The following is a 25,936-nucleotide window of genomic DNA, read 5'->3' as shown; positions in this document are numbered from 1 at the left end:
CATCATATGATGACCATCATCTTACCCTCCATCGCCAGGGAGCCCATCATGGCCGAAGCCGCCGATCCCGTCGTCATCGTCTCCGCCGCCCGCACGCCGCTCGGCCGCTTCATGGGCGAGTTGTCGCCGCTTTCCGCGCACAAGCTCGGCTCGCATGTGATCGGCGCGGCGCTGGAACGCGCCAAGCTCGTACCGGAGAAGGTGGACGAGGTCTTCATGGGCTGCGTGCTGCCGGCCGGCCAGGGCCAGGCGCCCGCGCGCCAGGCCGCCCGCGCCGCCGGTCTGCCCGATGCCACCGGCGCGACCACCGTCAACAAGGTCTGCGGCTCCGGCATGAAGGCGACCATGCTGGCGCACGACATCATCCGCGCGGGCTCGGCCGAGATCGTGGTCTCCGGCGGCATGGAGAGCATGAGCAACGCGCCCTATCTGCTCGCCAAGGCGCGCGGCGGCTATCGCGTCGGCCATGACCGTATCATCGACCACATGATGATGGACGGCCTCGAGGACGCCTACGAGACCGGCCGCTCGATGGGCGATTTCGGCGAGGCGACGGCCGAGGCCTATCAGTTCACCCGCAAGGACCAGGACGCCTATGCCATGGAGACGCTGAGCCGTGCCCGCAAGGCGGTCGAGGGCGGCGCGTTCAAGGCCGAGATCGCGCCGGTCACGCTGGCCGAGAAGGCTGGACCTCGCGTCATCGCCAATGACGAGCATCCGCTGAAGGTCGATCCCGCCAAGATTCCCGGCCTCAAGCCGGCGTTCCGCGCCAACGGCACGATCACGCCGGCGGCCTCCTCCGCCAATGCCGACGGCGCCGCGGCGCTGGTGCTGACGAAGCGCTCGCTCGCCGATCGGAACGGGCTGCCCGTTCTCGCCGAGATCAAGGGCCATGCCACCCATAGCCAGGAGCCGCAATGGTTCACGACGGCGCCGATCCCGGCGATCCGCAAGCTGCTCGACAAGGTCGGCTGGGCTGCCTCCGATGTCGACCTGTTCGAGATCAACGAGGCCTTCGCCGTCGTGGCGATGGCGGCTCAGCGCGATCTCGGCATCGCCAGAGAGAAGCTGAACATCAATGGCGGCGCCTGCGCGCTCGGCCACCCCATCGGCGCCACCGGCGCGCGGCTGATCGTGACGCTGCTGCATGCGCTGGAGGCCAACAACCTCAAGCGCGGTGTCGCCGCGCTCTGCATCGGCGGCGGCGAAGCGACCGCGATCGCGGTGGAGCGGCTGAGGCACTAGCACCAATGTCCGAAATTGAGGGAAGTCTGTCATTTCAGACTTCCCGGAACTGTGCCAAACAGGAAGCATGACGCGGGCCCTCGCGGGACTCGCCAACAACATTGAGGCCCAATGATCTCGAACTGGCTCGCGGCAGCACTGTCCCGTCGCAACATTCATTACGGCTGGGTGATGGTCGGCGTGACTTTCCTCGCCGCGCTGATCAGCGCCGGCACGGTCGGCGCGCCCGGCGTGTTCATCGTCCCGCTGCAGAAGGAATTCGGCTGGAGCACGGCGGAGATCTCCTCCGCGCTGTCGATCCGCTTCATCCTGTTCGGGCTGATGGCGCCGTTCGCGGCCGCCCTGCTCAACCGCTATGGGCTGCGCAACGTCACGCTGACCGCTCAGCTGATCGTGGTCTCGGCGCTGGTCCTCTCGCTCGGCATGACCGAGGTCTGGCAGCTCGTCGCCCTCTGGGGGGGCGTGATCGGCATCGGCACCGGCATGACCGCGCTGGTGTTGGGCGCGACGATTGCTACGCGCTGGTTCGCAGCACGGCGCGGCCTCGTGGTCGGCATCATGACCGCGAGCGTCGCCACCGGCCAGCTCGTATTCCTGCCGCTGCTGGCCAGCCTCACCGAACGCTATGGCTGGCGGCTCGCGCTCGGCTTCGTCTGCATCATGCTCGGCGTCTCCGCGCTGGCCGTCCTGCTCGCGATGCGCGACCGCCCGAGCGACGTCGGCCTGCGTCCTTTCGGCGACGAGGGCACCGAGCCCCTGCCCGCTCCGCCCGTCAATCACGGCTCCATCACGGCCGTGGCGCTCGGCACGCTGCGCGACGCCTCGAAGTCGACCGCGTTCTGGATCCTGTTTGCGACCTTCTTCGTCTGCGGCGCGTCCACCAACGGCCTCGTCCAGGTGCACCTGATCCCGATGTGCCTCGATTTCGGCATCCCGCAGGTGCAGGCGGCGAGCCTGCTGGCCGCGATGGGCATCTTCGACTTCTTCGGCACCATCATGTCGGGCTGGCTGTCGGATCGCTACGACAACCGCTATCTGCTGTTCTGGTATTACGGCCTGCGCGGGCTCTCGCTGATCTTCCTCCCCTTCAGCGATTTCTCGTTCTATGGCCTGTCCATCTTCGCGATGTTCTACGGTCTCGACTGGATCGCGACCGTGCCGCCGACCGTGCGTCTCACCGCGCAGAAATTCGGCCCCGAGCGCGCCAATCTCGTGTTCGGCTGGATCTTCGCCGGCCATCAGCTCGGCGCCGGCACCGCCGCCTTCGGTGCGGGTTTCTCGCGAACGGTCTATCAGAGCTACCTGCCCGCGTTCTTCATCGCTGGCGCGCTCTGCGTGTTCGCCGCACTGATCGTGCTGGCGCTGTCGCGGCAACCGAAACCGCAGCCGAAACCCGCCATGGCCTAGTACCTGATCGTGGTGGTGACGCCGAACACAGCGGCGTCACCAATTCGCGAGACACCGGCCGGATCGTTCGGATTGGGAATTCCGCCGGAGGGGCGGAACACATATTGGAAATAAGGCGCGACCAGCCAACCCGGCTTGACGTGCGCCTCGTAGATCATCTCGATCAGTGTCTCATTGCTGCGCACCGGGCTCCGGACCCCGGTGAAGGCCTGCGTGTCGAGATCGAGATTGCGCGCGGTGTTCGAGATTCGCATATAGGCCATCGCCACGCCGAAGCGGTCGAGTGGACGGCCCGGTGTGAAACCGACAAAACCGATGCCCCCGTCCAGGTACAGATCGATCAGATTGCGATCCGGCGGGCTGTACGCGACACGGCCGAACGCGGTGATGCCCGGGAGCGAGGCCGAGGTGCTGTTCTCGGTCACCGATGGCGGGCGATACAGCACCTGCTCGATGACCGCAAAGATCCCGTAGTTGCCGCGTAGTTTCGCGGGGATGCCGCTTCCGCCGGGATCGGCGATCGACAGCCCCTCCGCCGTGAAACGCTGGCTGTCGAACGAGCCATAGTGCTTCCAGGCGCCCGGCGTGAAATTGCCGGCGAGCGGCCGGCCGCCGATATCAATGTCGTAGTTGAAGCGGACCTGCCCGATCACCCACGGCGGATCGTTGACGCGGAATGCCAGGCCATGGTGGTCGCGCAGCTGCGGATCGGCTTCCCCTGGCCCCGACGGGTCGCCGTCGAACACCGCGCCGTAAGCGGTGATCCTGTCGGTCAGCGCGGCCTTGATGCGAATGCCGGGCACCGCGATCGGCGGCGCCGGGCCACCCGCCGGAAGGTTGGAAGCCTTGATCGCGGGCCAGCCGAAGGTGCCGTTGATGAAGAGGTCGTCGGTCTGGCTGTCGAAGAACTCGACATCGGCTGCCTGCTGGCCGGCCCTGATGTTCAGGCGGTCGTTGAAGAAGCTCTGCTCGAAATAGGCATTGTAGAGCCGCTGGTCCGGCAGCGCTTCGATCTCGCTGATGGTGGCGAGGTTCATCACGTAGTTGCGCGAGAGCCCCTGGCCGTAGATCACGAATGCGTTGGCGTAGAAGCGGCCGCCGCTCCAGCCAATCAGCTTGTCGAGATCGGCATCGACCGACAGATCGAGACGGCCGAAATGGACGGCGCCGCGCTTCACGCCGCCGGAGGCGTTGGCGATGTTGTCCGCGATATAGGTGGCGCCGAAATTCAGGCCCTTGCCGGCAAGGCCGTCATGCCACGCGTTGAACCATTTTGGAAACAGCCATTCGGCCGCGCTCTCGTCCTTGGCGCCGGCGAATGCGCTGGGGCTTGCCACTATGTGGGCCAGCGCGATTGCAGCCAGGGTTGTTCGGGTCCTCCAGCTCACGATCGGCGCGCGCTATTTGAAAATGCCTGTGCGCCGCATGAACAGATAGGCCGCACCGACGGATGACGCCATCAGCATCGCGGCCCACAGAAATCCGCTCTCGACGTCGGTCAGCGGCAAGCCTTTGGTGTTCATGCCGAAAATGCCGGTGATCAGCGTCGGCGGCAGCAGCAACGAGGTCACGATCGAGAGCGTGTGCAGATGACGATTGCTCTCCTCCTCGTTCTTGAAGCGCAGCTCCTCCTCGAGCAGCCGGCTGCGCTCGCGGAGCTCGACGATGTCGTGATCGAGCCCGTCGAGCCGCTGCGCCAGCTTGCCGGCCTGGATCCGCAACGCGGGTGAGAGACGGTCCGTGTTCTTCTGGTCGAGGCGATGGAACAGCACGCGCAACCCGGTGAGCTGGCGATGCAGCCTGACGCAGGTCCGGCGCAGACGGCCGAGGTTGCGGCGCATCTCCGGCCTTACGTCGTCGGCGAGAATCCGTTCCTCGATGTCGTCGATCTCCTGGCCGAGCTTGTCGGCCATCCGATCCAGCGTATCGGCGACCTCGTCGACGATCTTTTCCAGGAGATGGGCGACATTGTCGACGCGATAGCCACCTTCGAGCACGCGCCGCGTTGCGTCCGCCGAGCACAGCGCCTGATGGCGGCCGCTGATCAGAAGACGCTCGGTCATGGCGAAGCGCAGGAACGCAGTCTCTTCCGTCGCGCTGTCGATGTCGCGGATGAGATCGGAGAACACGCCGTAGACGCAGTGGTCGATGACGTGAAGCTGCTGGAACGTGTCGTTCGACAGCAGCAGCTCCCGCGCAAGCGGCGGCAGCTGCGACGACGCGATCCACGGACGCACCCGACCGTCCGTCAAATTGAAATGCAGCCAGAGCCGGCCGTCATGGCTGAATTCGATCGGCCGGTCGATCGGCAGCGCCTCGGCGCTGCCGTCACTGTGCAGACGGAAGGCCCAGACCAGACCGGGAATGGCCGGGTCGGCCTCCTCTATCGCGCTGACAAGCTTTGCCGGCTCAGCCATGGATAGCCCCAACCGTCAACGACTGTCCCATTCCGGAAGATGGCTGACGGCATCTTTTCCGGATCCATGCGGGGTACTCAATTACGCCAGTGTTACAGCTTGATGATGGCGCCTGATGCCGCCGCCGGCCCGATCGCAGCTGCCGGCCTCCGTGGCACGAGCATCCACAAGACATGATCTTTCCGGAAGACGCACTTGCGCATTCTCGCGGCTGATTTCGCCCGAGCTTTGCTCTCTTCGTTGCGCCCTCTCGATCAGAAAGGGCGCAGGGAAGGCCGGGCGCCGGCTGGCACCCGAAGTCCCGCGTGCGAACAAAGACGCGCACGGGGTGGACCACAGGTGTTGCCGGTCGCCCGGCCTTCCCTGCGCGGATGGTTTTACGGCTTATGTCGCGCTCTCCCCGGGGAGCGATGCACTATTGCCCCCGTCGCCTTGCGGATGGCTGATGCGCGGACCCGGTTGGGCCGCGACATCACCGCAACACTTGACGCACAGACCCCGGGCGTCAGGACCACACGATTTTGCCGCCGCGCACATCCTCAGCCCCTGTCCGCGACGGCTGGCGTGCGCTCGCCATCGCGGCCGAACGAGGACGCTGTCAGCGCCGTGTCGTATCGCGCGGGCTGCTGCTCACGGGAAGTCCCGCCCTGCAGCCGACCCGGCGCGCCGACGCCGTCGCGGCCACCGCCTCCCGGCCCGCGTCTCGTGACGATCGCGAAACGCCCCTTGCGGCGGGCGGGATGGGTGAAATATGCGATATTTCCGAATTCTTGTAAAGCGAATTCTTGTCCCCCTGGTCCGAGGGTGCTCTTCCCGGGTACCCGCCGCCCCTTCTGTGCCGGCAATCGACCGTCACAGTTGGGGAGGACGCTGAAACGGGAGAGAGGACCGCCGCCAGTTGGGGGTGCCAACGTCGGGGTGCGAGACGACGGTCCTCAGGCGAGAGAACTTGGAGAAGGATCTGAGGGGAATGAGCAGGGATCGAGCTCAAGCGATCGAAGTCACCTGGCGTCCTTGTTCAATTCGATCGCGACTTCCGACATCCAGGAGCCCGGCGCCTCCATCAGGAAAGACTGGTGATTGCTCCTGGTCTGGATCGTCACCAGGGCGGCCACCGTGTTTCCCTCAATTCGCGCCTCGATCAAGCCGTCCTTGTTGCTGCCGTAGACCTTGCCGCCCTGTCGGTATTCGCTCTCGAACCAGTTGCCGGAAAGCTCCGTCCCACTCTGCTCGATGTTGGCGGACAGGACCATCTTGTACGCATCGCTCGCGCAACGCAGATCGAGCGTCAACGACCGTCCCGGCCTGGTGACGTTGTACGCCACCTTGCAGCGGACCTTCTCACGCGGACCGTCGGACGGCTTCATCGTGCCGATGCCCGACCATGCGCCGGCCAGACCGTCGAACACGGCCTCTGCGCGCACGGCGCTGGTGCCGACGAGCACGAGGCAGGCCGCGCCAATGCCCATGCGCGCCGCCGAACTCTTCAATCGCATTCTGTCAATCCTGATTCGTGAAGTCTCGGCGCGTCCTACACCCGGACAGCCGCGGGATGTTGACGAAGATGTTTAGAAATGTTGCGGAGATTGCCTGAACGTTGCCGGGACCGGGCTGCCCTCCCCCGGGCCGGAGCTATCGCTTTCGAGCTGTTCACTCTAGGCACGATAGTCCCAGATCGCCATGGCCGGGCTTGTCCCGGCCATCCACGCCGCCACGCAGCACAAAGAACGTGGATGCCCGGGACAAGCCCGGCCTTTTACCGAGACCGACAATCGGGATGATGTGATTTTGAGCTTGGCCTTGTAGCCTGATTTGGCGGCGCGCGCGACCCAGTCGATGATGGTGTCGAGATCGCCGTGCAGGGTGATCTGGAGGTCGCCGCGCTTCTCGCCGGGGCTGATGACGATGCGGTCGATGACTTCGCGTAGTGCCTCGGCAGCCTCGCGGGCGTCGTCGGCGTGATTAAGCGCTTCGGTCAGGCGCTCGATCCTGCGCCGGTAGATGTCGCCTATGTTGGGATGGATGTCGGGCAGATCGACGGGAACCTCCGATAGACGCGCGTTGAGTTCGGCCTGCCTGGCTTCAAGCTCGGTCAGCCGGTTGGACAGGGCACGATGATAGCCGCCTTGCTCGATAACGCGGACGATCTCCTTGATGGCCTTCTCGGTGTTGGCAAGCGCGCGATGGGTCGTCTCGCCCGAGTTGCGGCGCTCGCGGTTGAGACGGTTGGTTTCCTGCGCGTAGGCGCGCATGGCTTCGGCTGCGGCCTCAGGCGCCATCAGGCGGTCGCGCAGACCGGCGAGCACGCGGCACTCCAGCACCTTGCGGTCGATGGTGCGGGCATTGTCGCAGCCGTTGGACAACACATGATTGGTGCAAGCGTAGCGGTCCTGGCCGCGCCGCGCATAGGAGCCGTCGCAGCAGCCGCAGAAGAGCAGGCCGGACAACAGCCTGCGCGGCCGGTGCGTGGCGTTAAGACCTCCGTTGGCGACGACGCGGCGGATACCCTCGCGAGCGCCCTCGATCTGCCTGGTGTAGAGGCCGGTCAGATGGTCCTGCCGCGCCTTGGCGGCCTCCCATAGCTCCTGCGGCACGATGCGAAGCCCGGGAACCTCAGAGCGTATCCATTCGCTTTCGGGATTGAGACGCAGGACGCGGCGGCCGGTGTCCGGGTTCTTCATCTGGCGCTGCCGGTTCCAGCGGATGACGCCGATGTAAAGCTCGCAGTTGAGAATGCCGGAACTGATGGCGCGGTTGCCGCGGATGGTGGTGTCCGACCAGCGCTTGCCGGCCGGGCTAGGGATGCCCTCGAGGTTGAGGTCGGCGGCGATCTTCTGCGGTCCCTTGCCGGCGACATATTCGCGGAAGATGCGTCGCACGATCTCGGCTTGCTCCTCGACGATCTCGCGCTCGCCTCGGACCGGCTCGCCGCTCGCGTCCAGCGTCTTGACGACGCGATAGCCATAGGCGTTTCCGCCGCCGATCTTGCCCGCCTCGACGCGGCCCCGGATGCCCCGATGGGTCTTGAGCGCGAGGTCTTTCAGGAACAGGGCGTTCATGGTGCCCTTGAGGCCGACGTGAAGCTCGCTGATCTCGCCTTCCGACAGGGTGAAGATCGTCACGCCCACGAAGCGCAAGCGCTTGAAGACACCCGCCACATCTTCCTGATCGCGGCTGATGCGGTCCAGCGCCTCCGACAGCACCATGTCGAAACGGCCAGCCTGTGCATCGGCCAGCAGGGACTGGATGCCCGAACGGATCAGCGATGCGCCGGAGATGGCACGGTCGGAATAGCTGTCCTCCACGGTCCAGCCCTCACGCGCCGCGCGCTCGCGGCACTGGCGCAACTGGTCTTCGATGGAAGCATCACGCTGGTTGTCTGAGGAATAGCGGGCATAGAGTGCAACGCGGGGCATGGCGGTGTCTTTCTTGTCTACAGGTTCTTCAAATCCTTGATGAGTGCGAACAGATGCCGCGGATCAGTGGGAGACGGCTGGAAGTCGAACCGCTCGTAAAATGAACGCGCGGCGTCGTTCTTGGCGTGAACCACGAGCGCGCGGACACCGGCGATGTCGGCCACTTGCAGCGTGCGCAGAATGGCGTCGCGCAACAGCCCCGCGCCAATCCTCTTGCCTTGCCACTGCTCGCTGACCCCAAGCCGGGCCAGCAGCATGACCGGTACGGGATGCCGGGCCAATCCCTTGGTCAGCCGTTCCGGCGCGCCCTCATAGCCAACCTCGCCGACAACGAGCGTATGAAAGCCCACGATGGAATCGTCATCCGCGAGGCCAACATAGGTCTGTGAGGCGTTCGCCATCTGGTTTGGAAGGGCAAAGCGAACCAGAAAGCGGTTCAGCGCTCCCTCACCACAATCGAAGGTCTCGACGGAATGACGGCGATGCAGCTTTTCGATCCGAAAGCCCGTCACGCGCGCTTATCGCCCGAAAAGACGCTGGGCTCGTTCAGAAGCTTGCGCAGACGCGGCAGATCGCGCGGCGGGGCGTCTAGGGCCGCGATGAAAGCTTCCCACTTCTCGGGCGGAAGCTGAAAAACGCGACGGTCGGCAAGGGCTTCCTCGGCCCTGCCGAGCGCGCTTTCAAGCACGAACTCGCTTAGCGAGCGGCGTTGCGCCTGCGCCGCGGCTGCCAGGGTATGCTTAGCCTCCGCCGTCAGGCGGAGATCGAGCTTTTCGGTGCGGGTGATGCGTGTGGCCATGAGACTGCCTCCTCAACGCACCCTGCCGAAATGCCAGACATTGTCAAGACGTTTGAGCGCATTACGTGTCCCCGCTGCCAGGCTCGTCGCCGGATTTGGGCGTGTTGTCATTGGCGGCGGCGATGTGCGCGGCAAAATCCTCACGCGCCATGCGGCGGCCGATGATGCGCGCAAGTTGGAGGACGACATCGTTGACCTTGCGCAGCGCCTCGGGGTTGGGGTTGTCCGCGTCGCCGTTATCGTTGGCCGCGACGGGATGCCTTTCGGGATCAGACGGGTCAGCCGGCGTCATGGTTGCCCGCCTTTCCGCCGGGGTCTTCGTTGTCATTGACGGCACGCCACTCGACGGGGTGGGCGACCCACCGGTTGATGTCGGATTCCCGCCAGCCGGCGCCGTTGGTGCTGATCTTGAGCTGAGCGGGGAAGGTCCCCTCGGCGATCTTGCGGTAGATGGTGGAGCGGGACAGGCCGGTGCGAGCGAGCACGGTCTTAAGGCGGATGATACGCTCTGGTGTCTGCATGGCTGCGCTGCCTCCTACCGGCTGTTTCTGACGGCTTCCGAGACCAGACAGAACAACGATTTATCGTTTTGCAAGAGGCATTTAGCTGGCTTAACGCTACGGCGTACAAACGGCGGAAAATAGGATGATTCTACAGTCCGATGCTCCGGCCTCTGCCTAGGTCGATGCCGTGCGTGAAGGCCAGTTCCCGGCCGAGGCTGCTGCCTGTTTCGATCCCGATGCCGAGGTCTTTCTTGCGGCCCGCAAGAATGGATTCCAGTTGCGGATCGCGCTCCAGGCTCCGCGCCATGTCGCCCATCTGAATGCGGGTTGTCTTGTAGCCGGCATAGTCGCCTTGCGCGTACTGGTGCTGGCGCTGTCGGTCCAGCTTCTGCCAGCGCTCGACAAAGCGATCGGCGCGCTGGCCGAGGTCCGTGCCAAAGCCGGCGTCGCGTCCGGTGCGGATTTCCGTTTCAAACTGGAGGGCGCGAACGGCGCGGCCGATACTACCGGAGCCTGTTTCGCGCGCGAGGCTGTTATCCTTGCTGTAGGCGGCTTCCGCATCCTGCCAGCCGTAGGGCCGCACCTCATCGAATGCGCGCCTTGCCGCGCTGAGCTCGCGCCGTTGCTCGACGGAAGGCGCAAGGCCCTGTTGTTTGGCTTCGATGATGGCAGCGGACGCGCGGGCGTGGCGGACAAGCGCCCGCCTGCGGGCGCTGCGCAACGCGTCCTCCGGGTCTTCCGCCACCTTCCTGTCCGGCGCTGCCCGCTCTGGCATCTGTGTGCCGTCTGAGGGTGAGCGCACGGCCTCTATCATGTCGCCGATGCGCTCGCGGAGCTGTTCCGGCACGATCGTCTTGACGATCTCGACGACACGCTCGCGGAAGGTGATGCCGCGGCGCTCGGCATAGTCCTGCGCCGGATCGGAGCGCGCATAATCCGACGCCATGTCCTTGGCGCGGTCACGCGACAAGGTGCGCACCAGCCTGTCCCCATCCGCGAAGTCGTCGCGGCCATAGTGCAGCTCCATGCCGTCGCGGTGGCGCGAGAGGGCGACATAGCTGGAATGGGCATCCAGGCCGGGCGTGGCCAGCACATGGGTGCGGTCGACCGTCATGCCCTGCGCCTTGTGGATGGTGGCGGCATAGCCATGGTCGATGCGATCGTAGTCCTTCAGATCAAAGGCGATGGATCGGCCCTCATCGGTACGCACCGACATGGACTGCGCGCTGACCTGCTCGAGGGTGCCGAGCGTGCCGTTCTTCACGCCCAGCCCGCGCTCATTCTGCAGGAACATCACACGGTCGCCGCGGGCAAAGGAACGCGCGCCGCGCTCCACGGTGACGCGCACTTCCTCCCCGAGTTCACCTGCCTCCCGCATGCGTTCGCGGGCGGCCTGGTTGAGGGCGCGCACCTCGTCATTGGTGTGAGTGAGGATGATACGGCTTCGGTCTGGTGCGACCTGCCGGTCACGGTCCCAGCGGTCGATCAGTTCGTCCCGCGCCTGTTCTCGCGTCTGAGCTGCATGGACCATGCCACCCCTGTCATAAGCCTGAATGGCATCGCCGATCCGGCCGGACGCCAGATCCCGCGTGGCGTCGCGCTGCCAGTACGCGCGCTGGCGGCGTACCTCGCTGATCTCCGCACCGCCATAACGCTCAACAAGCGAGCGGAACGCCGCACCCGCCTCGATCGATTGCAGTTGCTGCGGATCGCCGACCAGCACCACCTTGGCGCCAACGTCAGCGACATGGGAGAGCACGCGCTCCAGCTGGCGCGTGCCGACCATGCCAGCCTCGTCGATCACCAGAACATCGCGTGAGGTGAGCAGATCCCGACCCTGTCCCCAGCCATGTTCCAGGCTGGCGATGGTGCGAGACGCAATGCCCGATCCGCTCTCCAGATTCTCCGCCGCGATACCGGAAAGGGCGACGCCGCGCACCTCCAGGCCCGCCGCCTCCCAGGCTTCGCGCGCAACACCCAGCATGGCGCTTTTCCCCGTCCCGGCATAACCGACGACGATGCCGAGATCGCGCGTGCCGGTGATGTGCGCCAGCGCGTCCGACTGCTCGCCAGACAGAACGAGGCCCCGCTGTTCGGCACGCGCCAGTGCCGCCTTCCTGTCGCCATCCCTCACCGCATGACGCTCGCCCTCTGCCATCAACGCGGCAGCCCTATGTAGACGCTGCTCGGCCTCGATCATCTGCCGCGTGGCGAAGCGGGCCTCGCCGCGTCTATCCTTGCCCAGCTCGACAAGATCGGGCGCGCAGCCCATTGCGCCCATCACCTCGTTGAACTGCTCGATACCGTCGCTATGGCGATGCGCGAAGCGCGCCATGTCACGCCGGGTAAAGGTCGATTGCTGGTGGGTGATGGCGTCCAGTGCCAGCGCCGGATCGGCGATGATCCGCGCGCCATTGCCGCGCGCGATCTCGCGGTGCAGCTCTGCCCGATCGGCTGCCTCGATCCCTTCCGCTTCAATCCTCCGGGCGGGCGCGCCGATCTGGCTCTGCGGCTCGAGCTCGATGCCCTGCGCTTCCAGGCTGCGATGATCGATGCGCGCGTCGATGTCGAGTTCGGCCAGCCGCTCATTGGCGAGCGCCGCCCAGCGTTCGCGCCAGCGCTCGACCATCTCGGTCGCGTTCCACTCCCGCACCTTCGGACCGAAGCCGTCCTCGTCAACCGAACGCATGGTGAGCATGACATGGGCATGGGGTTTGGCCATGCCGTCCTCGCCACTGTCCCAATGCACATTGAGATCGGCGACCATCCCGAGATCGACGAACTCCGCCTCGACGAAGTCACGGGCGAGCGCGATCCCCTGCGCCTCGGTCATCTCGCGCGGCAGGGCAAACTCGACCTCACGGGCAAGCTGGGCGTCCTTGCGCAGTTCGGAGGCTTCGACATCGTTCCACAGCCGCTCGCGGTCGCCCCACATCTCGGGCGCCCCGTCCGGCAGCAGAACCTCAGAATGCACAACGCCGCGTTTACCGGAGAAGTCCTGGACACGATCGATCCGGTTATCGCGCAGCCGCGAGGCCGAGCGATAGGCAGCAGCCGCTACCGCGCTGGAGCCGGCCCTGCGGCCGATGACCTTGACGTGAAGATGATAGATCGCCATCGCGATCCGAACATCACCACGGCGAAGCGCACGTCGGAACGACGTATAAGCGCGCCCTCCCTCGAAAAAATCTCGGGAGCGACGAGCCCATCTCAGTCTGTCTCAGCAACATTACAGCCATCCGGAACAAGCTCAACTATCTTCCCACCATCGACTGCTGATGGAGATGACGATGCGCAAACCACGGGACTATGATGCGGAGCTAAAGGCACTTGAGGACAAATCACGAGAGCTCAAGACCCGCAAGGTGCAGCAGCTCGGCGATCTGGTGATTGCCACCGGCGCGGACGCGCTCACGGCGGAGGAACTCGCAGGCGCCCTGCTCGTGCTCGCCGAGACTAAGGACCCTGGACGAAAGGAGGCCTGGGCGCGACGGGGCGCAGCATTCTTTCAAGGAGGGGCACGTCGATCTGCACCGGCATCTGAACGCGACCCGGTCAGCACTCCGGCGCATCAGGGCGGCGCGCAACCGTCATCAGGCAACATGGGCGCGGCATGACATGCGGACGTGGCAGGTCGAACGCCGCAAGCGCACGCGGCACCTCATCGAACTCGGCGGGCTCGTCATCAAATCCCGAATCGTCGACCTCACCAACGACGACCGCGCCACCATCCTCGGCGCGCTCCTCTGGATGGCGGAGAAGCTCAAAAGCGACGAGCGCGACAGAGCGTTGGCGCTCTGGGCCGGAAAGGGGAAGCAGGCGTTCGAGATGGAACGCAAAGGAGATGCACACGCCATCGCGCGGCTTTAGTATCGCAACACCGGATAGATGCTTCGTCATGAACTCCACGGACCCGGTGAGCTTTGGGGCCGCAAGAGGCAAGTAGGACGTTCGTCGCGTCGACGTCCATGCACTCGTTCCCGGACATGCAGATCGCCATTTCATTGACGCGAGCATCTCTCAAATGCTATTAAGACGATGCTCTGGCGGAGCTGAACGGCATAGCCGGAAAACTACTTGCCCCGAAAGTGAGGCGGATTCTCGCGGAGGGAGGCAGTATGTTTAACCGCCAAGATCATCTTGATTTCTTTGCAGCTTATGACCTACCCGTCGTCAATATCACGACGGAGTGCCGATGCCGCGACTTCGCAGCGACAGCCAAGGCGAAGAAGGTGCCGCCCTTTGCCGTGATGCTTCACGCCATCGCACGCACTTCCCTAGCGCTGGGGCCATTCCGTCGTCGCATCCTTGATGGCCGGCTGCGGCAGGTCGAACGGCTACGGGTGTCGTATCCGGTCGATGGAATGAACGGAAACCTAAATTACTCGACCTTCCTGTTCGACGATGACTTCTCCGCGTTTCTGAAGCGCTATCTTGCTGACGGCGCCGAGGCTCGACAGGCGCAGCACCTGCGCCTCAGCCCTATGGAAGATCGCGACCATCTCTTCGTGACCTGCCTGCCGTGGCTGCATTTCACATCCATTCAACACCCGATCGCGCGCTTGGCCGACTGCTCCATCCCGAACATCGCCGTCGGACGCTTCCAGAAGACTGGAGATTCCCTTGTGTTTCCGCTCGCAGTCCAGGCGCATCACGGCCTTGTTGATGGTCTGCATATTCAGCAATTCGCATCGAAACTTGAGGAAATGCTCAACGAAGCAGCGGAGATAAACAGAAATGAATGATGATCATATCTTTCTATCCGTCACGGAAGCCTATGACCGTTGGGCCTCCTTCTATGATGCTTACGACAATCCGATGGTCTTCGGCGCGGCCCAGGTTATCGAACATCTGTCCGACGATGCCTGTGGCAAGGTCGTCGTTGAGTTTGGGTGCGGCACCGGCCGGAATCTCGCTGGATTGAAGCAGGCCGGTGCCGAAAAGCTGATCGGTTCCGATCTTTCGCCGGGGATGCTGGAGCAAGCCCGCGCGCGCGATCCCGAATTCACGCTTTTCCAGCAGGATATGTCGCATCCCCTGCCATTGGCCGATGGCGTTGCCGATCTTGTGCTCTTCTCCTTGGCTTTGGAGCATGTCGGCAACCTGATATCGCCGCTGCGGGAAGCGCGCCGTCTTCTGCGCGCAAATGGCAAGATCGCGATTATCGAAATCCATCCGTTCCTGTCGCTCGGCAATGTGAGCGCTCATTTCCGCGAGGGCGACGACATCGTGCGGATGCCGACCTTTCCGCACCGCTTTTCCGACTACATCAACGCTTCCGCAAAGGTTGGCCTGGCGATCAATCAATGCCGGGAATGGCGGCCACATGATTTTCAAGGAGCGGCGCCGGAAAAGCTATTCAAACGCGGGGCTAATGTTCCGCTTCTTGTCGCGTTCACACTGGTGAAAGCCGAGTCGGGCCAGCCATGAAGTATCGGAGCACAAACGGCCTGATGCGTTTTCGGCCATTGGTTGGTCGGACAGACCTCGCCGTCGCTCGTTGTGCCGACAATGGGCAGTGTCTAAGTATCAATTTTTAACTTTCAGTATTCGGATATGGCTAAGGATTTCGTACACGACGCTGACGCGCGGCTGTGTTGCATCTATTACGATCAAACTGCTTGGCGTATCTTCTTTTTTGGCGTGTAAACGTAGGATGATCTCCCGTTCACTCTTGTGCTTGCCCCAATCGTCAGTGGCTTATTGAGATGTGTCAGGTAGCCACCAGATATAGTATGAATAGATTCGTCGAATTTGTGGTTGAGGTCAGGCAGGTGAATTGATTGGACAGGCTGATGCAGACCGTCAGGGAACTCGAACCAAGTGACGTAGAAGCCTTCCGGGAAATCCGCTTGGAGGGGCTTCGCCTTCATCCCGATGCCTTCGGCTCGGTCCATGCGGTGGAAGCCAAGGAGACGCTGGCCGATTTTGCTGCGAAGATCGTTCGCGGTGGCCTGTTCGGCGGCTTCGTCGAGGGGCGGCTTGAAGGAATGGCTGGATTTGGCGTGTCCAGCGCCGCGCAGCTCAGCCACAAAGGCATCTTGGGCGGGATGTATGTTCGCGAGGCCCTTCGTGGGAGCGGCCTTGCCGAGGCCATTGTGAAAACCGTCCTGGCCCATGCCGGGAGGCGGGTCGAGCAAGTCCAACTCTCCGTCGCCGCGACGAACGAACGCGCCATCCGTTTCTATCGCCGTCTCGGCTTCCAGGCGTACGCCACCGAGCCTAGGGCCCTGAAGGTCGGTCAGACCTATATCGACGAATTACTGATGGTCCGTTTCCTCGGCGAATAGCCAGAACGCGCCATGGACCGCTTCCCGCAATCCCTGATCGAGTTCCAGCAAACCTACGGCGACGAGGATGCCTGCATCCGCTTCATGGTGGAGTGCCGCTGGCCGGAGGGCTTAGTCTGTCTGAAATGCGGATCCACAAAGGCGTGGCCCATGACGGGCAGGCTGGTGTGGGAATGCGGCGCTTGTGGGCGCCAGGCGTCGTTGAAGCACCTCGCTACCGCGATTCAGGTACACAGCAATGAATCGCAAGCGATTCATCCGATTCAAGAATTTTTGATAGAGACCTCTCAATCGATTCAAGCACTTGTGGGTAATTGGAAGCCGGTGAAGGCTGCGGCCAATTATGCCGCTACGAACCGGTTAAGGGCGCCAACAACGGCGGTGATGAACGTGCCGCTACCGCCGTGTCCGGCATCGTCGAGGACGTGAAGCTCACTGGTGCTCCACCGCTGCGACAGTTGCCACGCGGTATCCAGCGGGCTGCTGACGTCATAGCGGCCGTGGATCAGGACGCCGGGAATGCTGTTCAGTGTCGCGGCATCCCGGAGCAGTTGGTCTTCCCCGAGAAAGGCGGCGTGCCGCCAGTAGTGCGTCACTAGGCGCGCGAACCGGAGGCGAAATTCCGGATCTTCGTGGCGCGGGTTCGGGAGGTGGCCGGGAGTGAGGGAGACGTGCGCGTCTTCCCAGGCGCACCACTCGCGTGCTGCGAGATCACGGACGGTTGGATTGGGGTCAAACAATAGAGTGGCGTACGCATCGGCCAGCGGCAAGTGCTGCAATTTGTCGGGTACAGCTGAGGCGAACCGGTTCCACTCGCGAGGGAAGATGCGGCCAACATCGCGGGTGATCCATTTGACTTCGCGACGGGATGTGGTGGTCACGAGTGACAACACCAATGCGTCGATCCGCCCGGGGTGCGCCTGGGCATAGGCCAAGCCAAGGGTGGTCCCCCAGGACATGCCCAAGATGGTCCAACGCTCGACCCCGTGGAACTGGCGCAACGCTTCGATGTCCGCGATGAGATGGGCGGTGGTGTTGGCACTCAGGTCGGCATCCGGCGCGCTGGCGAGCGGCCTGCTGCGTCCGGACCCACGCTGGTCGAAGAGTACGACCCGATAGGCATCCGGATCGAAGAAGCGTCGCTGGCCTGGCGAGAAGCCTGAACCGGGGCCGCCGTGCAGATAGAGCGCGGGTCTGCCAGCGGCGTTCCCACAGCACTCCCAATACACCTGATGGCCGTCACCCACGTCGAGCATGCCGCTGTCGTACGGTTCAATTGCTGGGAATCTATCGTCCTGCATTCAGTCCACCCTCCACCGTCCTCCCGACCACCGCTTGGTTCGCGCGCGTTCGCTCACGCAGGTTCAGCGGTGGTGCTCTCACGGGCAACTTCGGAAGCGACCGCACTCAGCGCCGTAGCCACGATCCGCTCTTTCTCTTCTAGCGTCCAGCGCCGGCGACGCTGCACCGACGTGATAGCCTCAACCGCCTTCGTCATAGGTCCCAACTCCTGATCGTGAGCGTGCCGGCGTGTACCGGAGCGCGAGAGATTCGAACTCGTAAGGTCGCGGGGACGTGGTCGCCGCTCCGCTCCGGAAGCGTGAGCCTAAATGGCAAAGGCCGCCCCGAAGGGCGGCCTGGATGTTCCTAAATCGCCACGACGAGCGATTTATGATGGAAGTGGTTGCGGGGGCAGGCTTTAAATCTCCACCGTTATTAAGTGTCTGTCTCGGTCAAAACCTGCCCGGGCATGACGACCTTTGCTGAAGTTCAAATGCGATCGCCCTAACTCCGAGCCGAGGGGCCGCCGGGGCTAACCGGAGTAAAAACCCGGCCTCACCCCGGCCCCGGCAGGCCGCCTGCGAACTGCGGATAGCATTCGCGCAGCTCCTCGCGAATGCGGTCCCGCATCAAGGACAATGTCGCCTCGTCCGGCAACGGGGTCGTGATCTCGCATTGCTCGTTGTCGTAGGAGAAGCCGGTCGTGCCTCGGATGTCGCGCCAGTCATACCCCGGATGCGTGCTCTCCAGGCGAAAGCGTCCGGCCTCCCGGTCGAACGAGAACAACGCCGCATTGGTCAAGAGGGCGTGCGGGCCGCCGCGCCGATAGACCGTCTCGTCGCTGACGCCTGGCGCAGACACGAAGTCCACGCGTTCGACCAGGGATCGCAGGCTGTGCTCCTCGCGGAACAAAATGACCCTGGGAACGAGGAAGTACAGATAGGCCGAACCGAACGAGCCGGGCCATCGGACCTGATTGTTCGGATAGTCGCCGGTGCCGACGAGATTGACATTGCCCTGGCCGTCGATCTGGCCGCCGCCGAGAAAGAAGGCGTCGAGGCGCCCCTGCGCGGCGCAATCGAACAACTCCTCGGCACCGCCGGTGAAGGAATTGTGCTTGACCGAGCCGAGGATCGAGACCTGCACGCGCTCCTGTCCGTCACGCTCGTTGAGCGCCCGCAACAGCATCGCGCCGGCGGCCGGCATCGGCGACGACTGGCCGACCGCAACATGCCGCACGCCCCTGAGCAACCGCGAAATCGTGTAGATCATCAGCTCGCGGCTGGTACACGCCTCGCTCATGCCGCGCTCCTGGAATCCCGGAGATAGGCCTGGAAGCCTTCCGGCGAACGCGCCGCGCGCGCATATTTCTCGACCTCCTGCCCATCTCTGGGATACTCGGCGTAGAGCCCCGTGGGCCACCCGCCCTTCTCGAGCCGAGCCACCGCACCCACATAGATCGCGGGCAGCACACCGGCGGCCAGCTTCTCGTCCTCGAGCAGCGACGTCTCGGAGATGCGCTCCACGGTCACGAAAGCCGTCTTGGACGCATGGGCCAGCAGCATCGTTTCGCGCCGGCGCCCGAGCCGGACATTGCCGGACCGGTCCGCTTCGGGCGCATGAAACAAGGCGATGTCGGGCTGGATCGCCGAGACCACGACGATCTTCTCGCTATCGTCGAACGGGTTGGAGGTCACCTTCCAGTCGTCGCGCTTCTTGAGGACGTCGCTGCCGATGATGCCGCGGATCGGCATGAACGGAACGCCCTTCTCCGAAGCCGTGAGCCCCGCGAACACAGCGGGGCACGTCGCATCGCGGAGACGAATGGACCCGTCGCGAACGGCGCGGCTGAAACACGGCGCGCCGCCGGCTTCGCCGAGGCTGACGGCGCTGGTCTCCAGCGTCGCCACGGCGCCGGCGCCGATGAGCATATCGACCTGCATGCCGCCGATCGGTGCACAGACCACGTGAAGATCGCGAATGCCGCGATCGATCAGCATCCGGACCAGTCCCGGGGCCGCAGCGTAATCGTCCGGCGCCAAACCGAGCTTGCAGCCCGAGGGGATCATCTCCGCCATCTCTCGCGGCGTTACGAAGTCTGTCATCTCTCCACCTCCCTCGATCTTCAATCAGGACGTGTCACGCGTCCCGATCCTTTTCCGTGCCGCCCCTTGACGAGACGTAGCCGTCCCGCGTCTGCGGCAGCTTCCAGCCCAGCACCTTGCTTGCGACCAGCGTCCGCAGCACCTGAGCCGTGCCGCCGCCGATCGTGAACATGCGGACATCGCGTGCCATGCGTTCGAGCGGAAATTCGCGCGAATAGCCGCGGGCGCCGAACACCTGCAGGGCGTCGTTGACGATCTTGATGGCAGCTTCCGAGGCGAAGATCTTAGCCTGGGCGGCAAGCGTGGGATCGGGGAATGCACTGCCGCCCGGCCCGCGCGAGGCAGCAGCTGCGTGCAGCATCAGGCGCGATGCGGTGAGTTGCGTCTGCATGTCGGCGAGCATCCAGTGCAGCCCCTGGAATTCGCCGATCGGCCGGCCGAACTGCTCGCGTGTCTTGGCCCATGCGACGGCGTGCTCCAGCGCGCCGGCGGCGATCCCCATGGCGACCGTGCCGGCGCCGACGCGCTGACTGTTATAGGCATTGATGAGATCGGCAAAGCCGCGCTTGAAGCCGGATGGCGGCAGCAGCACCATGTCCGGGGTGATCTCGAGGTCCTCGAACACGAGCTCGCCCTCGGGCATGCCGCACAGGCCCATCGTCGTTTCACGCTTGCCGACGCGCAGCCCCTCGGCCTCGCCGCGGACGGCGAGAAAGCCGCCGACGCCGAGCTCCTCGCCGCTCTCGTCGAACACGCGCGCAAAGATCAGGTGCAGGCGCGAGACCCCGGCGCCGGTGATCCAGTGCTTCCTGCCGTTGAGCACGTAGCGGTTGCCGCGCCTGTCGGCCCGGGTCGTCATGCCGCTGGCATCGCTGCCGGCGTCAGGCTCGGTGATGCAGATGGCGGGCTTGTCGCCTCCCAGGACGAGATCGGCCGCGCGCTTCTTCTGCGCATCGGTCCCGTACGCCATGACGGTCGAGATCGCGCCCATATTGGCCTCGACCACGATGCGCGCAGAGACGGTGCAGGACCGGGCGATCTCCTCGATGACCAGCACCGTGTCGAGGAAGCTCCGGCCCTGGCCGCCATATTCAGGCGGAATGGTCATGCCCATGAAGCGCTCGGCCTTCAGCACCTCGACGACGTCCCACGGATATTCGCGCGACGTGTCGATGTCGGCCGCACGGCCGCGGATCGTCCCGTTGGAGAGCGCCGCAGCCCTCTCCTTCAAGGCCAGCTGCTGGGACGAGAGCTCCATGACCGTTCTCCATTCCGCGCGGACGCGCGTGCTCGCCGAAGCGATCCGTCAGCCGCGTCCCATGCTGTAGAATTCCGCGTTCGGACGCATGCTGGTGACGTTGGCAAGCCGGTTGGAGAGGCCGAAGAAGGCCGTGATCGCGGCAATGTCCCAGACGTCCTCCTCCGTGAAGCCGTGCGATTTCAGCGTGGCGAAATCGGATTCGGAAACCTTGTAGGCCTCGGTCGAGACGCGCACGGCGAAATCGAGCATCGCCTTCTGCCGGTCGGTGATGTCGGCCTTGCGGTAGTTGACCGCGACCTGGTCGGCGATCAGCGGATCCTTGGCGCGGATGCGCAGGATCGCGCCATGCGCGATGACGCAATATTGGCACTGGTTGAGGTTGCTGGTGGCAACCACGATCATCTCCCGCTCGGCCTTGGTGAGGTTGCCGGGCTTGTCCATGAGCGCATCGTGGTAGGCGAAGAACGCGCGAAACTCGTCCGGGCGGTGCGCGAGCACGAGAAACACGTTCGGAATGAAACCCGACTTCTCCTGCACGGCCAGGATGCGGGAGCGGATGTCTTCCGGCATGTCGGCGAGATCAGGGACGGGGAAGCGGCTGATGGCGAGTGCCTGGGTCATGGCCTGGAGATCCTTCAGATTAGTCGATGGAGATCGGTACGATCACGCGTCCCCGCACCGCGCCGGCAAGGAGACGGTCCGCGACGGGAATGCAGTTTTCGAGCGAGACTCTCTCGGTCATCGCATCAAGCAAATGCAGATCGAGATCGCGGGCGAGCCGCCGCCACGCCTCGCGGCGTTCTTCGCGCGGACACATCACACTGTCGATCCCGACCAGCGTGACGCCCCGCAGGATGAAGGGCGCAACGGTGGCCGGAAAGCTCATGCCGGCGGCCAGCCCGCAGGCGGCAACGACGCCGCGATATTTCATGGACGCGCAGACATTGACGAGCACCTGCCCGCCGGCCACGTCGACCGCGGCGGCCCACTGCTCCCTGGCAAGCGGCTTGCCCGGCTCGCTGAAGAGCGATCGCGGCAGGATCCGCTTGGCGCCGAGGCTCGTCAGATAGTCGCTCTCCTCCATGCGACCGGTCACGGCGACGACGTCGTAGCCGAGCTTTGCGAGCAACGTTGTCGCAACGCTGCCGACGCCACCGGCTGCGCCGGTGACCAGCACCTCACCACGACCGGGCTTGATGCCGTGACGCTCCAGCGCCATCACGCACAGCGCCGCGGTGTAGCCGGCGGTACCAATGCTCATGGCTTGCGCAAAGGAAAACGCAGGCTCGAGCGGTATCAGCCAATCGCTCTTGAGGCGGGCCATCTCGGCCAGACCGCCCCAATGCTGCTCGCCCACGCCCCAGCCGTTCAACACGACCTTGTCGCCGCGCTTGAACTCGGACGAGGAGGATTCCTCGACCGTCCCCGCAAGGTCGATGCCGGGCACCATCGGAAACTTGCGGACCACCGGCCCCTTCCCGGTGATGGCGAGCGCATCCTTGTAGTTCAGGGTCGAACAGGCGACCCGCACTGTCACATCGCCATCGGGCAAACTGTCCCGCGGAAGCTCTGCCAGCCTTACGGACTGCTTGCCGCTCTCATTCTCGATCAGGATGGCTCTGAAACTATTGCTCACGGTCGTGGGTCCTCATGTCCTTGGCCTCAATCATCGCGAAGAATCCTCGCGCGAATACGTCGAGCGCCTCGGGGCGTCGTTCCAGCTTCGCCCGCAGCACCGCCCCCTCCCAGCCGATCCAGAAGAAATGCGCGAGGCTATCGCAATCGAGGCTCTTGGGTATGTCGCCCGCGCGCTGCGCCGCGCGGAGGCAGCGGGAGGTCCGCGCTTCCCAATCCCTGAACACGGCGGCCAGGCGCTGCCGGAACGGCTCCGGCAAGGCGCCCATCTCCTGTCCGAGATTGCCGACCAGACAGCCGCGTCGATAGAAGTGGCGCGCCATGCCCGAGCGGGCGTCTGCGATGAAATCTCGAAGGCGGTCGAGCGGAGCGCGCGTCCCATCGTCGAACCAACGATCCAGCTTGCGCGCGAAATAGGCGGCATACGTATCGATCAGCTCGAGGCCAAAGGCCTCCTTGCTGCCGAAGTAGTGATAGAACGACCCCTTTGGCACGTCCGCCGCGGCCAGGATCTCCTCGACGCCGACGGCGCTGAATCCCTTCTCGGTCAACATCGCCAGGCCCGTGCGCAGCAAGCGGGCGCGCGGCGCGTTCGGCTGCGACTGGTCCTTCGGAGGACGACCGCGCCGACGCCGCTCTGAAACCGAGGCTTCGCTGTTCATGCGAATTTATTAGACCGATCGTTTTACTAAATCAACCCCGTGGCTGAACGCGATCCCCGCCCGCCGGCGTACCGGCGCGGAGACGCGAGCTTGCCCTGGCGGGCCCGCTCCGATGTCGTGAAGCAATGCGAGGTGCTGCGGCGAGCCGCGCGCGGAATGCGCACAGAGACGATTGCAGGCGTGCCGCGCTAGCGAGATGAACTTCTCTCGGCGCGTCGGACGCGGCAACTCGGCGGCATCCCGTTCGATCAGGCTCGCTTTCGCGAGATCAGCAGGTCTTCTGCTGCAAATGCTGCACGCAGGTGCAGGTGGCCGCCGGATATTTGATGTCGTAATAGGGAGAACTCGAGGAGCCGCCCGGGCCGTTGGTCGAGCAGCGCGGGAACAGATAATAGCTGTCCGACAGCTTGACGGTGCCCGCGATGGTGAAGCCGAGGTTGGGCGTATAGTCGTAGGAGACTTCGCTCAGGATGAGGGAGATGTTGGCGTTGGTGGTTCCGCCCGGCGCGGTAAAGGACGACAACGTCATCTGCTGACCGACAGTCCTCGCCGACGACGCGTTGGTCGACGCACTCCACTGCACCGTCGCTTTGCCGCTGCTGTCGGTCGAGACTTCCGAGACCGTGATCGTCATCAAGGAGGCGCTGCCATTCTTGATGGGATATGGCGCCATGATGGCACCCGCAGCCGCAAGGATGCCGGTCATCTGCGTCGCGCTGACCTGCGTGTTCTGCGTGATCATGTCGGCGACGCTGTGAGCGGTGGCGCTGACCTTGACGTTCATGGCGAGCCCGTTGCCGAGCTCGACGCCGCCGATATAGAGCACCAGCATGAACGGCGTCACGATGGCGAACTCCGTCGCGGCAACGGCGCGGACATCGGTCAAGAGGTGCCGAGCGCGGGATGTCAGGGCGGAGATCATCAGTTGGCTCCTGGCTCGTTCTGGAACGCGGCGGACGACATGACCAGCCGGTTGCCGTTGCCGAGGTTGGACAGGTTGAAACCGAGCGGCCCGAGCACGACGGGCCACACGTACATGACGCGGAGAACGACGATGTCGCCGGCATTGCCGGGGTTGTACTGCCACGTATTGGTGACGTTGCCCGAGGCATCGAAGGTCAATGTGGGCATCGCCGTGTTCGCCGATGTCCACGAGGTTGCCACCTGCATGTCGACCATCAGGCCGCTGCACTTGAACAGGATCACGATCTGATCGCAGACCTTCTGCTTGAACACGTCCTTCGTCATCTGCGCGGACTGAACCTGTCCAGTCATGACGAGGCGCGCCGACTGCTGCACGACGGATTCCAGCATCTGCTGGGCGAAGAAGACCAGAAACGTCTGAATGAGCGCGATGACGAGCGCGAGGAACGGCGCTGCGACGAGCGCGAACTCGACGGCCGTGGCACCCTTCCTGTCCCGCGCGAAAGCGGCGCAGCGATTGCGGCGTCTCCTCATTGTCGAGGCGGATCCGAACATGGCCCCTTCCCTACTGCACGAGGCTGGCCGTGCTGGACGCGACCTTGATGAACAGGTCAGTCAGCGCCTTGGAAATGTCGCCGCCATTCTGGACGTTTGCGTACAGGCCCGGTGAGGCACAGGATTGCAGCCGTTGCGCGATCGTGCCCGTCGACGAGGTCGGATTGTTGAACTGCGCGATACGGCTGGTGTACCAGCCATCGCTCGGCAGTTGCAGATACTCGGTGTAGAGGATCGCGATACGGATGTTCCGGCTCTTGATGGTGTCGCATATCGCCGTGTTGAGCGGTTGCTGGCATCGCGCGGTCGTGCTGTTGGCGGACGGAAGCGGATAGGTGGCGTTGGGGTCGCAGCTGCCCCCCGACTTCGGGATGAGCTTGTCCTCGACGCCGTCGGTGACGAGGAAGACCACTTCCTGGGGCGTTCCGGTCGCGCTGCCGTCGCCGGGATTGGGCATGGCGGCGTTGAGGTCCGTCAGCCCCTTCGAGATATCGGTGCCGTAGTCGGTGGTATAGATGCAGCCGCCCGAGCCGTTGAGAACGGGGCAGTTCTGGTGATCGACCGTCAGCAGCTGAATGTTGCCGATCTTCGTGCCGGCGGTGGTCGGGGTGGTCAGCGTCTGGATCGTGTTCAGGGCGTAGTCGAAGGTATAGATGGCAGCCTGGTAGGTCGTGTTGTTGAGCGCCGACATGCACTGCATGACGCCGCCCGAAGTGCCCGACTGCGGGCAGGTCCAGGGTCCGACCATCAATTGCTTGACGGCATTGGTCACGAGATCGATCCGCAGCGTGATGTTGTTCGCACGCGCGACCGTGAGATTGTCCTTGTTCGTCGAGCTGGGGGCTGCGTTGTTGGGATGCGCCTCATGGCAGGCGAACGCGCAATTCTTCGCGTAGGTGGGCTGGTTCTTCGTGGCGAGAACCATGTTGTCGATGTCGCTCTGGGTCGCCGCCAGCGCCATCGACGGGGAATCGTCCAGCAGCAGGTAGAAGTTCATGTTGGGTGCGCTCGACGCCTTCGCCGTCGACGAACCGGACACCTGCCAGGTCTGCTTGCCGAGGACGCCGGGGAAACTGTTCACGGACTGCGCCACGTAGGACACCGTGATGGTCCGCGCGAGGCCGACATCCGTGACCGTGACCGTCGGCGTCGGCACGGCCGCGAGCCCGGGCAGATTGGCCTTGGCGGCAAAGACGGCCGTCGCCGTCGCCTCGATGACGGACTTGGTGGTTTGCGTCAGCATCGCCGGCCGCACGGCTGCGATCGCGGCCGCGTCGGCGGCTGCGTTCAACTGCTCGCGCTTGCGCAGGGCCTGCGTGTAGTCGAGCGTCATGCCCAGGAGAAAGATGATAGGAACCATCGTCAGCGCGAAGATGATGGCGACGTTGGCCTTCCGGTCTGTCGCAAAACAGAGCATTGCGCGGCGGAGCATGAGG

28 protein-coding genes are annotated in these 25,936 nt (G+C 64.2%); 8 read left to right on the top strand and 20 right to left on the bottom strand.

Annotated features, from left to right (window positions below; translation table 11 throughout):
* Nucleotides 1–48: 48 nt before the first annotated feature.
* Both TSA1_RS36720 and TSA1_RS36715 read left to right on the top strand, forming a co-directional pair.
* On the top strand, nt 49–1,245 hold the full coding sequence (locus tag TSA1_RS36720; protein ID WP_100181544.1) for an acetyl-CoA C-acyltransferase: 1,197 nt from the start codon (nt 49–51) through the stop codon (nt 1,243–1,245).
* Between the two features lie 111 nt (nt 1,246–1,356).
* On the top strand, nt 1,357–2,652 hold the full coding sequence (locus tag TSA1_RS36715) for an MFS transporter (protein WP_100180583.1): 1,296 nt from the start codon (nt 1,357–1,359) through the stop codon (nt 2,650–2,652).
* Here the strand turns inward: TSA1_RS36715 and TSA1_RS36710 are convergent.
* The 9 genes from TSA1_RS36710 to traA all read right to left on the bottom strand — a co-directional run bounded on the left by TSA1_RS36710 (nt 2,649) and on the right by traA (nt 12,905).
* Complete coding sequence (locus TSA1_RS36710; RefSeq protein WP_245448502.1) at nt 2,649–3,989, bottom strand: carbohydrate porin; 1,341 nt, start codon at nt 3,987–3,989, stop codon at nt 2,649–2,651. The genes TSA1_RS36715 and TSA1_RS36710 overlap by 4 nt on opposite strands.
* A 63-nt stretch (nt 3,990–4,052) precedes the next feature.
* Entirely contained in the window at nt 4,053–5,069 is a 1,017-nt protein-coding gene (locus tag TSA1_RS36705; protein ID WP_100180581.1) for a transporter, read from the bottom strand.
* Between the two features lie 1,001 nt (nt 5,070–6,070).
* Nucleotides 6,071–6,565, bottom strand: coding sequence for a hypothetical protein (locus tag TSA1_RS36700; RefSeq protein ID WP_100180580.1), 495 nt, complete (start codon nt 6,563–6,565; stop codon nt 6,071–6,073).
* A gap of 159 nt (nt 6,566–6,724) precedes the next feature.
* The gene (locus TSA1_RS36695; RefSeq protein WP_100180579.1) at nt 6,725–8,485 is read right to left on the bottom strand and encodes a recombinase family protein; all 1,761 of its coding nucleotides are present in this window, start codon (nt 8,483–8,485) and stop codon (nt 6,725–6,727) included.
* Nucleotides 8,486–8,502: 17 nt separating this feature from the next.
* On the bottom strand, nt 8,503–8,997 hold the full coding sequence (locus tag TSA1_RS36690) for a GNAT family N-acetyltransferase (protein WP_100180578.1): 495 nt from the start codon (nt 8,995–8,997) through the stop codon (nt 8,503–8,505).
* Nucleotides 8,994–9,284, bottom strand: coding sequence for a type II toxin-antitoxin system TacA family antitoxin (locus tag TSA1_RS36685; RefSeq protein ID WP_100180577.1), 291 nt, complete (start codon nt 9,282–9,284; stop codon nt 8,994–8,996). Before TSA1_RS36685 ends, TSA1_RS36690 begins: the two co-directional genes overlap by 4 nt.
* 61 nt (nt 9,285–9,345) lie before the next feature.
* Nucleotides 9,346–9,576: a hypothetical protein gene (locus tag TSA1_RS36680; protein ID WP_100180576.1), complete on the bottom strand. Its 231-nt coding sequence runs from the start codon at nt 9,574–9,576 to the stop codon at nt 9,346–9,348.
* Nucleotides 9,563–9,805 (bottom strand): helix-turn-helix transcriptional regulator, encoded by a 243-nt coding sequence (locus TSA1_RS36675; protein WP_100180575.1) that lies wholly within the window; start codon nt 9,803–9,805, stop codon nt 9,563–9,565. Before TSA1_RS36675 ends, TSA1_RS36680 begins: the two co-directional genes overlap by 14 nt.
* Nucleotides 9,806–9,935: 130 nt before the next feature.
* A complete protein-coding gene (traA, locus tag TSA1_RS36670; protein ID WP_100180574.1) occupies nt 9,936–12,905 on the bottom strand; it encodes a Ti-type conjugative transfer relaxase TraA in 2,970 nt (989 codons plus the stop codon).
* Nucleotides 12,906–13,077: 172 nt separating this feature from the next.
* Between traA and TSA1_RS36665 the strand changes: the two genes are divergently transcribed.
* From TSA1_RS36665 to TSA1_RS41230, 6 genes are all read left to right on the top strand, one after another.
* A complete protein-coding gene (locus tag TSA1_RS36665; RefSeq protein ID WP_174719242.1) occupies nt 13,078–13,404 on the top strand; it encodes a conjugal transfer protein TraD in 327 nt (108 codons plus the stop codon).
* A gap of 1 nt (nt 13,405) precedes the next feature.
* Nucleotides 13,406–13,657, top strand: coding sequence for a conjugal transfer protein TraD (locus TSA1_RS36660; protein ID WP_100180572.1), 252 nt, complete (start codon nt 13,406–13,408; stop codon nt 13,655–13,657).
* A gap of 248 nt (nt 13,658–13,905) precedes the next feature.
* Nucleotides 13,906–14,532, top strand: coding sequence for a CatA-like O-acetyltransferase (locus TSA1_RS36655; protein ID WP_100180571.1), 627 nt, complete (start codon nt 13,906–13,908; stop codon nt 14,530–14,532).
* Nucleotides 14,525–15,217 (top strand): class I SAM-dependent methyltransferase, encoded by a 693-nt coding sequence (locus tag TSA1_RS36650; RefSeq protein ID WP_100180570.1) that lies wholly within the window; start codon nt 14,525–14,527, stop codon nt 15,215–15,217. The genes TSA1_RS36655 and TSA1_RS36650 overlap by 8 nt, the downstream gene beginning before the upstream one ends.
* Before the next feature lie 365 nt (nt 15,218–15,582).
* A complete protein-coding gene (locus TSA1_RS36645; RefSeq protein ID WP_100181543.1) occupies nt 15,583–16,077 on the top strand; it encodes a GNAT family N-acetyltransferase in 495 nt (164 codons plus the stop codon).
* 12 nt (nt 16,078–16,089) lie between these two features.
* On the top strand, nt 16,090–16,506 hold the full coding sequence (locus TSA1_RS41230; RefSeq protein ID WP_100180569.1) for a transposase: 417 nt from the start codon (nt 16,090–16,092) through the stop codon (nt 16,504–16,506).
* On the opposite strand, the gene pip is transcribed toward TSA1_RS41230, so the two are convergent.
* From pip to TSA1_RS36590, 11 genes are all read right to left on the bottom strand, one after another.
* A complete protein-coding gene (pip, locus tag TSA1_RS36635; protein ID WP_100180568.1) occupies nt 16,419–17,378 on the bottom strand; it encodes a prolyl aminopeptidase in 960 nt (319 codons plus the stop codon). The two genes, TSA1_RS41230 and pip, sit on opposite strands and share 88 nt — an antisense overlap.
* 53 nt (nt 17,379–17,431) lie before the next feature.
* Nucleotides 17,432–17,575, bottom strand: coding sequence for a hypothetical protein (locus tag TSA1_RS39460; RefSeq protein WP_161497302.1), 144 nt, complete (start codon nt 17,573–17,575; stop codon nt 17,432–17,434).
* 338 nt (nt 17,576–17,913) lie between these two features.
* Entirely contained in the window at nt 17,914–18,660 is a 747-nt protein-coding gene (locus TSA1_RS36630) for a CoA-transferase (protein ID WP_100180567.1), read from the bottom strand.
* On the bottom strand, nt 18,657–19,463 hold the full coding sequence (locus tag TSA1_RS36625) for a CoA transferase subunit A (RefSeq protein WP_100180566.1): 807 nt from the start codon (nt 19,461–19,463) through the stop codon (nt 18,657–18,659). Before TSA1_RS36625 ends, TSA1_RS36630 begins: the two co-directional genes overlap by 4 nt.
* A gap of 34 nt (nt 19,464–19,497) precedes the next feature.
* Nucleotides 19,498–20,721 carry a 3-sulfinopropanoyl-CoA desulfinase gene (gene acdA / locus TSA1_RS36620; protein ID WP_100180565.1) on the bottom strand — a complete coding sequence of 408 codons (1,224 nt, stop codon included), beginning with the start codon at nt 20,719–20,721 and terminating at the stop codon, nt 19,498–19,500.
* Between the two features lie 48 nt (nt 20,722–20,769).
* Nucleotides 20,770–21,345 carry a peroxidase-related enzyme gene (locus TSA1_RS36615; protein ID WP_100180564.1) on the bottom strand — a complete coding sequence of 192 codons (576 nt, stop codon included), beginning with the start codon at nt 21,343–21,345 and terminating at the stop codon, nt 20,770–20,772.
* 19 nt (nt 21,346–21,364) lie between these two features.
* Nucleotides 21,365–22,360: an acrylyl-CoA reductase (NADPH) gene (acuI, locus tag TSA1_RS36610; protein WP_210421918.1), complete on the bottom strand. Its 996-nt coding sequence runs from the start codon at nt 22,358–22,360 to the stop codon at nt 21,365–21,367.
* Entirely contained in the window at nt 22,350–23,021 is a 672-nt protein-coding gene (acuR, locus tag TSA1_RS36605) for an acrylate utilization transcriptional regulator AcuR (protein ID WP_100180563.1), read from the bottom strand. Before acuR ends, acuI begins: the two co-directional genes overlap by 11 nt.
* Before the next feature lie 268 nt (nt 23,022–23,289).
* Entirely contained in the window at nt 23,290–23,943 is a 654-nt protein-coding gene (locus TSA1_RS36600; protein ID WP_100180562.1) for a TadE/TadG family type IV pilus assembly protein, read from the bottom strand.
* Nucleotides 23,943–24,479, bottom strand: a complete 537-nt coding sequence (locus tag TSA1_RS36595) for a TadE/TadG family type IV pilus assembly protein (protein WP_245448501.1) — start codon at nt 24,477–24,479, stop codon at nt 23,943–23,945. The genes TSA1_RS36600 and TSA1_RS36595 overlap by 1 nt, the downstream gene beginning before the upstream one ends.
* A 31-nt stretch (nt 24,480–24,510) precedes the next feature.
* The gene (locus TSA1_RS36590; protein WP_100181541.1) at nt 24,511–25,932 is read right to left on the bottom strand and encodes a TadE/TadG family type IV pilus assembly protein; all 1,422 of its coding nucleotides are present in this window, start codon (nt 25,930–25,932) and stop codon (nt 24,511–24,513) included.
* Between the last annotated feature and the right edge of the window lie 4 nt (nt 25,933–25,936).

The sequence above is a fragment of the Bradyrhizobium nitroreducens genome (assembly GCF_002776695.1).
Classification (GTDB): Bacteria; Pseudomonadota; Alphaproteobacteria; order Rhizobiales; family Xanthobacteraceae; genus Bradyrhizobium; species Bradyrhizobium nitroreducens.
Note: the sequence above shows the minus strand (reverse complement) of the source record. Positions and strands in the feature narration are given on the sequence as shown.

Excerpts from the sequence above, each read along its gene's own strand:
- TSA1_RS36720 (WP_100181544.1), top strand. The coding sequence starts at position 49 with ATGGCCGAAGCCGCCGATCCCGTCGTCATCGTCTCCGCCGCCCGCACG.
- TSA1_RS36715 (WP_100180583.1), top strand. The coding sequence starts at position 1,357 with ATGATCTCGAACTGGCTCGCGGCAGCACTGTCCCGTCGCAACATTCAT.
- TSA1_RS36705 (WP_100180581.1), bottom strand. The coding sequence starts at position 5,069 with ATGGCTGAGCCGGCAAAGCTTGTCAGCGCGATAGAGGAGGCCGACCCG.
- TSA1_RS36700 (WP_100180580.1), bottom strand. The coding sequence starts at position 6,565 with ATGCGATTGAAGAGTTCGGCGGCGCGCATGGGCATTGGCGCGGCCTGC.
- TSA1_RS36695 (WP_100180579.1), bottom strand. The coding sequence starts at position 8,485 with ATGCCCCGCGTTGCACTCTATGCCCGCTATTCCTCAGACAACCAGCGT.
- TSA1_RS36685 (WP_100180577.1), bottom strand. The coding sequence starts at position 9,284 with ATGGCCACACGCATCACCCGCACCGAAAAGCTCGATCTCCGCCTGACG.
- TSA1_RS36680 (WP_100180576.1), bottom strand. The coding sequence starts at position 9,576 with ATGACGCCGGCTGACCCGTCTGATCCCGAAAGGCATCCCGTCGCGGCC.
- TSA1_RS36675 (WP_100180575.1), bottom strand. The coding sequence starts at position 9,805 with ATGCAGACACCAGAGCGTATCATCCGCCTTAAGACCGTGCTCGCTCGC.
- traA (WP_100180574.1), bottom strand. The coding sequence starts at position 12,905 with ATGGCGATCTATCATCTTCACGTCAAGGTCATCGGCCGCAGGGCCGGC.
- TSA1_RS36665 (WP_174719242.1), top strand. The coding sequence starts at position 13,078 with ATGCGCAAACCACGGGACTATGATGCGGAGCTAAAGGCACTTGAGGAC.
- TSA1_RS36660 (WP_100180572.1), top strand. The coding sequence starts at position 13,406 with ATGCGGACGTGGCAGGTCGAACGCCGCAAGCGCACGCGGCACCTCATC.
- TSA1_RS36655 (WP_100180571.1), top strand. The coding sequence starts at position 13,906 with ATGTTTAACCGCCAAGATCATCTTGATTTCTTTGCAGCTTATGACCTA.
- TSA1_RS36650 (WP_100180570.1), top strand. The coding sequence starts at position 14,525 with ATGAATGATGATCATATCTTTCTATCCGTCACGGAAGCCTATGACCGT.
- TSA1_RS36645 (WP_100181543.1), top strand. The coding sequence starts at position 15,583 with ATGCAGACCGTCAGGGAACTCGAACCAAGTGACGTAGAAGCCTTCCGG.
- TSA1_RS41230 (WP_100180569.1), top strand. The coding sequence starts at position 16,090 with ATGGACCGCTTCCCGCAATCCCTGATCGAGTTCCAGCAAACCTACGGC.
- pip (WP_100180568.1), bottom strand. The coding sequence starts at position 17,378 with ATGCAGGACGATAGATTCCCAGCAATTGAACCGTACGACAGCGGCATG.
- TSA1_RS39460 (WP_161497302.1), bottom strand. The coding sequence starts at position 17,575 with ATGACGAAGGCGGTTGAGGCTATCACGTCGGTGCAGCGTCGCCGGCGC.
- TSA1_RS36630 (WP_100180567.1), bottom strand. The coding sequence starts at position 18,660 with ATGAGCGAGGCGTGTACCAGCCGCGAGCTGATGATCTACACGATTTCG.
- TSA1_RS36625 (WP_100180566.1), bottom strand. The coding sequence starts at position 19,463 with ATGACAGACTTCGTAACGCCGCGAGAGATGGCGGAGATGATCCCCTCG.
- acdA (WP_100180565.1), bottom strand. The coding sequence starts at position 20,721 with ATGGAGCTCTCGTCCCAGCAGCTGGCCTTGAAGGAGAGGGCTGCGGCG.
- TSA1_RS36615 (WP_100180564.1), bottom strand. The coding sequence starts at position 21,345 with ATGACCCAGGCACTCGCCATCAGCCGCTTCCCCGTCCCTGATCTCGCC.
- acuR (WP_100180563.1), bottom strand. The coding sequence starts at position 23,021 with ATGAACAGCGAAGCCTCGGTTTCAGAGCGGCGTCGGCGCGGTCGTCCT.
- TSA1_RS36600 (WP_100180562.1), bottom strand. The coding sequence starts at position 23,943 with ATGATCTCCGCCCTGACATCCCGCGCTCGGCACCTCTTGACCGATGTC.
- TSA1_RS36595 (WP_245448501.1), bottom strand. The coding sequence starts at position 24,479 with ATGAGGAGACGCCGCAATCGCTGCGCCGCTTTCGCGCGGGACAGGAAG.
- TSA1_RS36590 (WP_100181541.1), bottom strand. The coding sequence starts at position 25,932 with ATGCTCCGCCGCGCAATGCTCTGTTTTGCGACAGACCGGAAGGCCAAC.